Annotated in this window: 9 protein-coding genes; 1 reads left to right on the forward strand and 8 read right to left on the reverse strand. The window is 36.8% G+C overall.

What is annotated here, in order from left to right; translation table 11 throughout:
• Nucleotides 1-21 precede the first annotated feature (21 nt).
• The 6 genes from CJP74_RS03815 to CJP74_RS03840 form a co-directional block, all read right to left on the reverse strand.
• Nucleotides 22-2718: a penicillin-binding protein 1A gene (locus CJP74_RS03815; protein WP_119496939.1), complete on the reverse strand. Its 2697-nt coding sequence runs from the start codon at nucleotides 2716-2718 to the stop codon at nucleotides 22-24.
• A gap of 117 nt (nucleotides 2719-2835) precedes the next feature.
• Nucleotides 2836-4323: a hypothetical protein gene (locus CJP74_RS03820; RefSeq protein WP_119496940.1), complete on the reverse strand. Its 1488-nt coding sequence runs from the start codon at nucleotides 4321-4323 to the stop codon at nucleotides 2836-2838.
• Nucleotides 4324-4741: 418 nt separating this feature from the next.
• Nucleotides 4742-5671, reverse strand: a complete 930-nt coding sequence (gene speB / locus CJP74_RS03825; protein WP_119496941.1) for an agmatinase — start codon at nucleotides 5669-5671, stop codon at nucleotides 4742-4744.
• 2 nt (nucleotides 5672-5673) lie between these two features.
• On the reverse strand, nucleotides 5674-7635 hold the full coding sequence (gene speA, locus CJP74_RS03830) for a biosynthetic arginine decarboxylase (protein WP_245958037.1): 1962 nt from the start codon (nucleotides 7633-7635) through the stop codon (nucleotides 5674-5676).
• A 184-nt stretch (nucleotides 7636-7819) separates the two neighbouring features.
• Nucleotides 7820-8452, reverse strand: coding sequence for a 23S rRNA (uridine(2552)-2'-O)-methyltransferase RlmE (gene rlmE / locus CJP74_RS03835; protein ID WP_119496942.1), 633 nt, complete (start codon nucleotides 8450-8452; stop codon nucleotides 7820-7822).
• A gap of 21 nt (nucleotides 8453-8473) precedes the next feature.
• Nucleotides 8474-8731 carry a SemiSWEET family transporter gene (locus tag CJP74_RS03840; protein WP_245958038.1) on the reverse strand — a complete coding sequence of 86 codons (258 nt, stop codon included), beginning with the start codon at nucleotides 8729-8731 and terminating at the stop codon, nucleotides 8474-8476.
• Nucleotides 8732-9079: 348 nt separating this feature from the next.
• On the opposite strand from CJP74_RS03840, the gene CJP74_RS03845 reads away from it, so the two are divergent.
• Nucleotides 9080-9418, forward strand: a complete 339-nt coding sequence (locus tag CJP74_RS03845) for a YhbY family RNA-binding protein (protein ID WP_119496944.1) — start codon at nucleotides 9080-9082, stop codon at nucleotides 9416-9418.
• An 80-nt stretch (nucleotides 9419-9498) separates the two neighbouring features.
• Here the strand turns inward: CJP74_RS03845 and greA are convergent, their stop codons facing one another.
• Both greA and CJP74_RS03855 read right to left on the reverse strand, forming a co-directional pair.
• Complete coding sequence (gene greA / locus CJP74_RS03850) at nucleotides 9499-9990, reverse strand: transcription elongation factor GreA (RefSeq protein WP_119496945.1); 492 nt, start codon at nucleotides 9988-9990, stop codon at nucleotides 9499-9501.
• A gap of 218 nt (nucleotides 9991-10208) precedes the next feature.
• Entirely contained in the window at nucleotides 10209-10565 is a 357-nt protein-coding gene (locus CJP74_RS03855) for a thioredoxin domain-containing protein (protein WP_119496946.1), read from the reverse strand.
• Nucleotides 10566-10747 lie beyond the last annotated feature (182 nt).

A 10747-nucleotide genomic window follows, 5' to 3' on the forward strand; every position in this document is an offset into this window, starting at 1 on the left:
AATTTTCTCGGGTCATAGCTTTTAGAAAATACCATTTTCTTCAGAGTTTAAGTCTAAATCTGTCCCTTGCGGTTGTGTTGGTGGCACTAGAGGAATCGGATAGAATTCAGTATAACCTCCAGATGAAACCGAATAACCTTGGGCATTGATTAAATAACCTTGAAGAGAATTTGGCATAGGACGCATCCATGGTTGAGAAACCTGAGCTAATTGCAGTTTTTCAAAAGCAATCCAGTTCGAAAGAGCCGAACCGCCCCCGAACTCACGACGTCCTAGAGTAGTAGCATTGTCATAAGCAACAAAGGTTGCTGTTACATATTTATTGGCATAACCCACAAACCATGCCGATTTAGAGTCATTGGTTGTCCCTGTTTTACCGCCAATATCTTTGGCTTTAAGCTCTTGTGCAGCTCGTGCCCCCGTACCATAGTAGAAACCTGGGCGACCATAGATATTTGAGTTTAAACCAGACCACATTAACCAAGCTACATCTGCACTTAAAACACGCGGAGCATAGCGGTTATTTTGACTTGCTTGGGCATCATCTACTAGACCTGCGTCTGTAGCTGTAGCAGCTTGACTTTGATCCACACTACGAGTTTGCGTATTTTGGCGAATTAAGTCATCTAGATCTTCTGAAGCACCTAAGTTTTGGTTATTAAGATCAAGATCTATGAGGTTAGCGTTAGAAGCACTTTGCATTTCCGTATTATCGGTAATTGGATCTAACGGAGCTATGCTATTACATTCATCGCTATTAGCCGTACAAGCTACTAATGGGTTAGCTTGATAAATTACCGTACCATCATTATCTTCAATTTTGGTAATCAGGTAAGGGTTAATTAAGAAACCACCATTATCAAAAGCAGCATAAGCACGTGCCATTTCTAGTGGGGTAAAGTTAGCCGTACCTAAAGCTAGAGATAAAGTTGGCATAAATGTATTTTGTTGGAAGCCAAGACGTTGTAAGAATCTTGACATATAGTAGGTACCAACTTGTTGCATTAACTTCACGGCAATAATGTTACGTGATTCAGCAAAAGCTTGACGTAAGGTAATATCCCCTTTATAAACATCACCTGAATTTTTAGGTTTCCAGATTTTGTCATTATCACGAATGGCAATAGGCTCATCACGCATTACCGTACCCCAGCTGAGAGCACGGTTGCTCATTGGCGAAAACTTCTCAAAAGCGGCCGCATATAGGAAAGGTTTAAATGAAGAACCTACTTGTACGGTAGCTTGGGTCGCACGGTTAAACTTAGATATACTGTAAGAAAAACCACCCACCATAGCTTCAATAGCACCGTCAGTTGAGTTTAAGCTAATTAAGCCTGAGTTTACATTAGGAATTTGACGTAACTCGGCAACCATGCCTGTATTACCTAATTTAGTTTCTACATAAACTACTTGCCCTATACGAAGGAGTTCATTTACATCCTTAGGAGCAGCCCCTTTACGGTCGGCATTAATATACTTACCTGCCCAACTCATACTGCTTAAAGGTAACGGCATAATGTTACCGTTAATATCAACTACTTGGGCTTGTTCTTTACTTACACTTAATACCACCACTGGCACTAAAGGTTCGTAAGAAGTAGCAAAGCCTGAAAGCTTAAAGCGGTTAATTAAGTCAGTTAAAGTAATAATTCTTTGGCTTTCTCTTCCGTTCGCTTCTTTAACTTTTAGCACTAGATGCTGAGCATCACGATACTCTACGAGCTCTTGATTCCCTGAGTATAAAAAGCGTTCATTGTCTTTTTCACGCCAACCTTTACGTTGATCAAAAGCAATAAGATTGTTACGTAAAGCAAGCGTAGCTTCTCTTTGGAGTTGGTTGTCTACGGTGGTGTAAACTTTAAAGCCTTGGGTATAAGCTTTTTCTCCATATTTGTTGTACAGAGCTTGACGTACCATTTCAGAGACATAACCTACGCCCTGGTTGTCCACGCGTCCTGGGTTAACAACTACTGGAGTTTTTACTGCCTCATCATATTCTGCTTGAGTAATACTATTAGTGCTGAGCATAGCGGCTAATACTTGATTACGACGTGCTGTAGCTCTTTCTAAACTGGCAATAGGGTTTAATTGCGAAGGAGCTTGTTGAATCCCCGCTAGAAGAGCTGCTTCTGGTAAAGTCAGATCATCTACATTTTTATTAAAATAAGTTCGTGCTGCTTCGGCAAAACCATAAGATCTATGTCCGAGGTAAATTTTATTCATATAAGCAGCTAAGATTTCTTCTTTAGTCATGCTACGTTCCATGCGCACCGCAAGAATCATCTCTTTAAATTTACGAATAAATTCTTTTTTCGAGCTTAAGAAGAAGTTACGCGCTAATTGTTGCGTAATAGTTGAAGCCCCTTGTGACTTGTGTCCTGTCGTAACAAGAACAAAAGCAGCACGGGCAATACTACGTGGGTCTATCCCACCGTGCTCATAGAAACGGCGGTCTTCGATTGCCACTACGGCATCACGTAAAACTTTAGGAAACTGATCGTAAGTTAAAGTAATACGACGTTCTGCCCCGTAAGAAGCAATAAGATCTCCATTACGATCATATACTCGTAAAGGCTCCGAGAAGGTTGGAGTAAATGATCTTACGTCAGGTAAGTCAGTTGCGAGGTAAGAGTAAAAACCGACTAAACCTGCGGCACCTATAGTACCTGCAGTTAAACCTGCATAAAATAATTTCTTAATTACTGATTTTATCTTCATGGGAATTGTTTAGAAATTCATCTCAAACTCATATTATAACAAAATAAGCGAGAAAAATAATATAAAGACCAGCCCCAGGGCTGGTCTTATAAAGTTATAGCAATAAAACTCGAAAAATCAAGAAAAACGTGAACTATGACGTACCGTTTCTCCCTGCTGTAAAACTGCGTAAATTTGTTTACGAATTGAGACTGGATAAGCACATAGGTCTCTAGTGCTAAAAATAGTGCCACGTAAATCTAAGTTTGCAGAGAGCTTATTACAAATTCGAGTTAATTGGGTAATAAGAATCGATAAGGCTTCATCGTGATTAATTACGCGACGTGAAACATATAAGTATAAGTACTTATACTCAGAACGCATGTTTTCATTTACCCATTGCCCAAATTCGTTAAAGAGGTAATAGATTACTACTTCTTTGTGAGACGAAGAGGCTGGACGCCAAATATTGTTATAACTGAGACGATTATTATCAGGAACAAAAGTAGTATAGCTAATGCTATTTTCTTGATAATCATTGTCGATATTACGAACAATATTATTAATGCGTTGTAAAGAAATATCTGCTCCACGTTGGTTTTTTAAACGAAAAACCACATATTGCTCTGGATTTTCAAACAGAGAATTAAGCTTGATAATTGTAGGATCGCGCTCAACATAAGGTTGTGCTTTAACTATTTCAGGTTGAGTGCTATTGTTAAGTTGATTACGTTCGCGAGCTAGTTTAGCTAGGTCTTGTTTTTGGTAACCTGTTACCGCTTGTGCTACTTGCTCGGCACTTTCAACTGGAGCACCTGCCGTAGTTACAGCTTTTTTATTCTCATTATTAGCAGCCAACTCTTGCATAATGAGTTGACGATAGGCTGGATTAGTTTTTGCCAGTTGTAAAATTTTGCTTACTAAGTCATCACCACCCTTGCTTGGCTTAGCTTGTGGCTTAGGCTGTGGCTGAGTCTTAGGCTGAGGTTTAGGTTGAGGCTTAGCCTGCACCTTAGCTTTTTCCTCAGGTGCGCTTACTTGGATGCTTCTTTCTTCGGCAAGAGTTAATTCGCGTTCTGGATTTTGTTCTGCTTCTAGACGCTTTTGCTCTTGTTTTTTATGTACTTCATTAATGTTATCTGAAGTAAAGGTTTTTTCTTTAATTACGTTTAAATCTTTTTCGGCAAGAGTTTTATTTGTCCGCTCAATTGTACTTTCTTTGGCCTTACCTTCTACCGAGAAAGACTTGCCAAAATAGTTTTCGGCAGACACATCCTTGACACTACTCCCAGTTACATTGGCAGTGCCCGTAACAGGAGGTTGTTTAATACTTTTTTGCTCAGGAACTTCTGTTTTTACCTGAGGCGTAGTTTTTACTTGCGTTGGCGTTTCTTTAGCATATACGGCAGCTAAATTGCTTTGTAGAGTTTGCGCAATATTCATCGTACGTAAGTCTTGACTTACCATAGGATTAACGGGAATTCCTACTTTAAGAGTTCCCTTTTTTTGCACATCAGTGCGAATTGCATCTTGGTGTGGTTTGCGTTTGTAAAAACGAAAAGCAAGTACCCCAATAATCACTACACACAGCAAGAACACTATTACTAGAATGTAAGTGGTTTCCATATAAAATTCGGTCTGTAAAGAGTTCACATACCCTACTATTTTGTAGGGAAAAGAATATTCTTAAAATTTATAAATATAATTTATCTTGTTCTCAGCTATATTATATAACTATTTGCCCTCTAGAGGGCAAAAGATAAATATTGCCTAAAGTAAAAGCTTAATAAAAGTTCTTTATTGTAAAGATTTTACTTAATTTACATAGCCTTTTTCCTATGTTGTAATTTAGACAAGATTTTATTCATTAGAAGTTCTAATGAATAAACACGCCTAATCAAGATGGCTAATTTAAGCTAAAAAGCCATTTTTCTGAGAAAAAAGTTATACTTTTACTTATTCAGTGTACCACCAAATGCAGGTAAATAGCAAGAAAAAGCAAAAAAAAGCCCTTTTACTTAGGTAAAAAGGCTTTTTTTGTTTATTAATTTACTTTAGCACCTTGCATATAAAGCATTTCTAAAGCTAGAGTTGCTCCTGCTAAGGCAGTAATATCTGATTGATCAAAAGCTGGAGATACTTCTACTAAATCCATGCCCACAATATTTAAATCACTTAATTGACGAATTACTTTAAGGATTTTATCTGGAGTTAGACCACCAATTACAGGTGTTCCTGTCCCAGGAGCATAAGCTGGATCTAAACAGTCAATATCAAAAGTTAAATATACAGGTAAGTCACCTACTACTTCTTTAATGCGAGCCACAATTTGCTCGGCAGTTAAATCGTTAGCGGTAGGAGCATCTAAAACTGTATAGTCAAGATTACGATCATACTCAGTACGTATACCTACTTGAATAGAGTGTTTTGGATCAATTAACCCTTCTTTAGGGGCATGATAGAACATAGTCCCATGATCATAGTCAGAACCATTGTCATAGGTATCTGTATGGGCATCAAAGTGTAATAAAGCTAATTTACCAAAGTGTTTAGCGTGAGCACGTAATAAAGGTAAAGTAATAAAGTGGTCACCACCAAGGGTTAAACAACGTTTACCTGCTTTTAACATATTAGTTGCGTGCTGTTCTAAACGAGCGGTAAAGTCAGCATTATCACCCATAGCATATACTAAATCACCACAGTCAACTATATTGAGGCGTTCACGTACATCAAAGTTCCATGGGAAGCGACAGTGTTCCCATGCTAGGTTTACTGAAGCACGACGTATAGCTTCGGCACCAAAACGTGTGCCTGAACGACCTGACACGGCACTATCAAAAGGAACTCCCGTAATTACCCAATCGGCATTTGAATCTTGCGGTTCAAAATTAATTGGTAAACGTAAAAAACCAAAGTTGTTAGAAACTAAAGAAATATCTTCACGATGATTTAGGGTATTAGTATTTGTTTTCATAGTTAGTAATCAATCTCAGTATCTTCTTCAAGATAAGTATAACCTGACATACCTGCTTCTAATTCTTTTAAGAATTTGATTTTGTCAGCTTGATTTAAGTTAGAAGCGTAAATTTGCTCGCGATATCTTTCCAGAATCTTTTTCGGATCTATATACACATACTCTAACATGTCAGAAACAGTATTACCATGATAGAGATCTATAATCTCATACTCATCTGGACCTGTAATGCGAATGTCTACGGTTGTGGTATCACCAAACAGATTGTGCATATTGCCCAGAGTTTCTTGGTAAGCCCCTAACATGAAAAAGCCCATTAATGGTGGATTGTCCACTTCAAAATCTGGCATAGGTAAAGTAGTTGCTATACCGTCACCGTCAATATAACTTTCCACTAAGCCGTCTGAGTCACAAGTAATATCTAGTAAAATCGCACGACGCTCAATTTGGTCATTTAATTGACTAATTGGAATTACTGGAAACTGTTGGTCAATCCCCCAAGCATCAGGTAAAGATTGGAATAAACTAAAGTTCACCCAGATTTTATCTGCAAAGCGTTCTTGTAATTCATCAATTACTTGACGGTGCGAGCGGTTTTGGCTTGTAAAGAGTTTAGCTACTTCCGAACAAATATTGAGGTATAGTTGTTCCCCATAAGCTCTTTGCTCTAAAGAAATAGTACCTACATTATATTGTTGGTGTACATCTTCGAGATCAAATTGCCCTTCGTGAATCCACGTTCTTAAAGAACGTTTATCACGGTTATTGTGAATATTTTCCCAAGTTTCCCACAGACTGTGTAACACTGTTGGATCTTGATCTTTTGGTGGAGCTAACTCTTGGGCATGGTAACGTTCAACCCCGATTACATTCGAGATTAATAAAGCATGGTGGGCAGTAGTTGCACGACCTGATTCGGTGAAAATATTTGGGTGCGGTAAATTATTGTCATCACAAATTTGACCAATACCCCAAATAATAGTTTCAGCATATTCACGTAAACCATAGTCTACCGAACGATCTGAACCAAAGCGACTTCCGTCATAGTCCACACCTAGACCACCACCTACGTCAAAGCATTTAATGTTTACGCCTAGTTTAGCTAACTCTACGTAAAAACGTGCTGACTCACGCACCCCTGTAGCTATATCACGAATGCTACCTAGTTGCGAACCTAAGTGGAAGTGAAGAAGTTGTAAACAATCGAGTTTGTTTTCTTGGCGTAGAGTTTCAACTAAGCTTAATACTTGCGTCGAAGAAAGACCAAACTTAGATTTTTCCCCACCTGAAGATTGCCATTTACCAGCACCTTGAGATGCTAAACGAGCACGTACCCCAAGACGAGGGCGTACGCCTAGGCGCTCTGATTCTTCAAGAACTAAATAAATTTCCGATAATTTTTCAATAACGAGATAAACCTTGTGTCCTAGTTTTTCTGCCATTAAGGCATAACGCACATACTCAAGGTCTTTATAGCCGTTACAAACAATAGTATGTTTTTTTAACCCCGCATGGGCAATAACTGCCATAAGCTCAGCTTTAGAACCAGCTTCAAGACCATATTTTTGCCCTGAATGTTTTAAAGCTTGCACCACACGACTATGTTGATTTACTTTAATTGGATAAACTAAAGTATACTCTCCCTTATATTCATAATCCGCAATTACCGTGTTAAAAGCTTTATTAATGGAGCGTAAACGGTGTTTAATAATTTGCGGAAAGCAAAATAATGCAGGTAAACGAGCTCCGTGGAATTCTTCCAGACGTTGAGCTAGTTTATTTAAAGAAATACGATTCTGAGGTTTTTCTGGATTAGGACAAACAAAAACTTCACCGTTTTCGTCTACGTTGTAATAACCCATTCCCCAGTATTGAATATTACTTACCTCACGTAACGTTTGCTGCTGTCCTTCAACAGCAATATGTGACAAAGGGGTAAGCGAAGGAGCATTAGTCTCAGACACTGCTTTATTCTCCTAAATTAAAAATTACCAAAGCAAATACGGATTCTTTTATTATAACTTAAATAAAAGGCAATGTCTTCCTTTTACCATATATAAATCTTTACTTATTAACGCAAGCTCAAGTACCTAAGATTCGGATAAATAGAAACAAAAAAAATACCGCAGGAAATCCTACGGTATTTTTTTAATTGCCTTTGTAATCTAAAGCAACTATATATACTTCACGCGAACGGTCACGGGAAGCATCTGGTTTACGAATACGTACAGTTTTAAAGAGGCGACGCACTTCTTTGAGATATTCTTCAAAGCCTTCACCATGGAAGATTTTTATCACAAAGCTTCCACCTTTAGCCAAGCAGTCTTTTACCATTTCTAAAGCCAGCTCACAAAGGTACATAGCTCGCGGAATATCTACATTCGGGTTACCCGAAAAGTTAGGCGCCATATCTGAAAGAATTACATTTACAGGGCGATTATCAATCATTTGCATGAGTTCTTCTAATACCGAAGCTTCTCTAAAGTCACCCTGAAGAAAATCTACATTAAATAAAGGATCCATAGGTAAAATATCACATGCGATAACCTTACCTTTTTCCCCAATTACTGTAGAGGCATATTGTGACCAACCCCCTGGAGCAGCTCCTAGGTCAACCACGATCATATCCTTACGAAAAATGCGATCTACTTTTTGAATTTCTTCCAGTTTAAAATAAGCTCTTGATCTTAATTTATTTGCATGAGCTTTTTGTACATATTGATCTTTAAAGTGTTCGTTCAACCAACGACGTGAACTTACAGAAATATTCTTTTTTGCCATATGTTAAGTCAATAGTTTAATTTAGATTAAAGCTAAGATTGCAGCTGCATAACCAAAGAACACCCCAGGAATATTTGCTACTGCCAGAGGTAAATCTCTGTCTGGTTTAAATAAACCATAAATTACCCACAGAGTACAGTTAATACCTGCTGCTAAAGGTTGAACAAAGTCACCTTTAATTCCATGTAAACTATTATAGATTTGTGGGATATAAGCTATGTACATTAACATAGAGGTACAAGTTGCAATCCAACCAACTATATTAAACGTTTTTTCCAAAATTGACTCCTTATGTTATTTATTTGCATGTACGTTACCTCCTTTGTGGCAACGCCATTACATAGTCACAAATATGGAGAAAATTGTTCTGCATAAATTAATTAGGTCGAGAAAGTTTATTAAAGCAAAGAACTTTCTCGACATAACTAAGACTACATAAAATCACACAAAGTTAAATGTTAGAAATAATCATTTGCGAGGATAAAATTTTTTAGTCGCACCCCATATTATACCCTAAATTTTAAATTCTTGAGAAAAAATAACTAAATATTAAAACTTTTGCAAAAAATTATTTGCTTTTGTGTTATAATACTGTGTCCGTATATTTTTAGTAAATATGAGGTTAACATGGCTTTAAAATTAACAACTGCGGTTAAAAAAGAATTATTTGGCCTATCTCATGACTTAAAGCCAGTAGTTATGATAGGGCAAAACTTATTAACTGATGCAGTAATCAAAGAATTTAACAACTCAATTGATCACCACGAATTAATTAAAGTGAAAATGTCTTTTGAAGGAGATACTCCTGAAGAACGCAAACAAATTCGTCAAGCTATTTGTGATGAAATTGTACGTCAAACCCAAGGCGTTACTTTAATTCGTATTGTGGGTAATATTGCCGTATTCTACAAGCCTTCAAAGGCCAAAAAAGTAGAAGAAAAATTAAAATTATTTCGTGCGCGTTAAGTAATTCAACCTTCCAAATTTTTTGGAAGGTTTTCTTTTTAGCAAAAAAAGCACAAGTTCAAAATACTTGTGCTTTTTTATTAAGCGTCAGCGTCTTCGTTGCTATAATCGATTTCTAAAATTTCAAAGTGAAGAACACCACTAGGAGTAGTAATAGCTACTTCATCACCTTCTTCTTTACCAATTAAGCCACGAGCAATTGGCGTTTTAAAAGAGATACGACCTGATTTAACATCAGCTTCATCTTCACCTACAATACGGTAAGTAAGTTCTTCATCTGTATCTATATTGTAAAGTTTTACTTTACAACCAAATACTACAGTTTCAACGTCTAGTTTAGAAACGTCAATTACTTGACCATTGCTTAGTAGACCTTCGATATAAGAGATACGAGCTTCAATTAAAGACTGCTCTTCACGAGCAGCATGATACTCAGAATTCTCTTTTAAGTCACCGTGCTCACGTGCTTCAGCAATAGCTTTAGTAATTGCTGGACGGCGTTCTCTAACAAGCTGATCTAACTCTTGTCTTAGAAGTCTTTCTCCACGTGGAGTAATAGGAATTGTTTCCATAAAAGAATAATCTTAAATGTGTTAATAGTTACCTATTTAAAACTTAATTTAAATAGCCTCAAAGATAAAAATCTGTAATTTTTAGTAAAAAAAATAACCCCCTTAAAGGGTTATTAGTCTTTTTTAATTATAACACAAGCAGGGCATAAATAAAGAAAAAATCTTCTTTGCCTCTACAAGAAAAATCTCTGAAAATTATCAGAGATTTTTTGCTGTGATTAAACAATATTCAAATGAAAATGTCCATCCATTTCAAATAGAGGACGTTTGATAATGCGTGGTTGCTCAGATACTAAAGCAAATCCATGCTCATCAAAACTATGATTCTGCGTTTTTGCTAAATTTTTGAAATACTCTTTTGCTTCTGGCTCTAAGGTAGCAAAGTTTCTTGCTCGCAGATTAACTACTTGATCCCAGCCTAGTTCTTGAACTGCTTGGGTAAATTTAGCCTTGTCAACTCCTTGAGCTAAGTAGTCATAAAAAGTTACATCATAGCCATCTTCTTTGAGAAGCTTAATACGTAATCTAACCGTAGTACAGGTTTTGATTCCATATACAACTACAGATTTTGACATAACATTCCTTGCAATAAATTTATTATAGAGTGGATTTTTTACTTTAAAAAGTTAGTCTATATTATACCAACTAAAAGCTAAGTTTTTTATTTTTTCTGAAAAATTTTTCTTTTAGAAACCAAAATTACTGCTTTTTCTTTGTAAAACACGCATTTTTTGTAGATGTTTAGAAAAAATTTATG

Origin of the sequence: Psittacicella melopsittaci, from assembly GCF_003585925.1 — a bacterium.
GTDB lineage: Bacteria > Pseudomonadota > Gammaproteobacteria > Enterobacterales > Psittacicellaceae > Psittacicella > Psittacicella melopsittaci.

Bases quoted from the DNA above. Each gene is read 5' to 3' on its own strand.
- rlmE (WP_119496942.1), bottom strand. From the start codon at position 8,452: ATGGCAAAAAAGAATATTTCTGTAAGTTCACGTCGTTGGTTGAACGAA.
- CJP74_RS03820 (WP_119496940.1), bottom strand. From the start codon at position 4,323: ATGGAAACCACTTACATTCTAGTAATAGTGTTCTTGCTGTGTGTAGTG.
- CJP74_RS03815 (WP_119496939.1), bottom strand. From the start codon at position 2,718: ATGAAGATAAAATCAGTAATTAAGAAATTATTTTATGCAGGTTTAACT.
- greA (WP_119496945.1), bottom strand. From the start codon at position 9,990: ATGGAAACAATTCCTATTACTCCACGTGGAGAAAGACTTCTAAGACAA.
- CJP74_RS03845 (WP_119496944.1), top strand. From the start codon at position 9,080: ATGGCTTTAAAATTAACAACTGCGGTTAAAAAAGAATTATTTGGCCTA.
- CJP74_RS03855 (WP_119496946.1), bottom strand. From the start codon at position 10,565: ATGTCAAAATCTGTAGTTGTATATGGAATCAAAACCTGTACTACGGTT.
- speB (WP_119496941.1), bottom strand. From the start codon at position 5,671: ATGAAAACAAATACTAATACCCTAAATCATCGTGAAGATATTTCTTTA.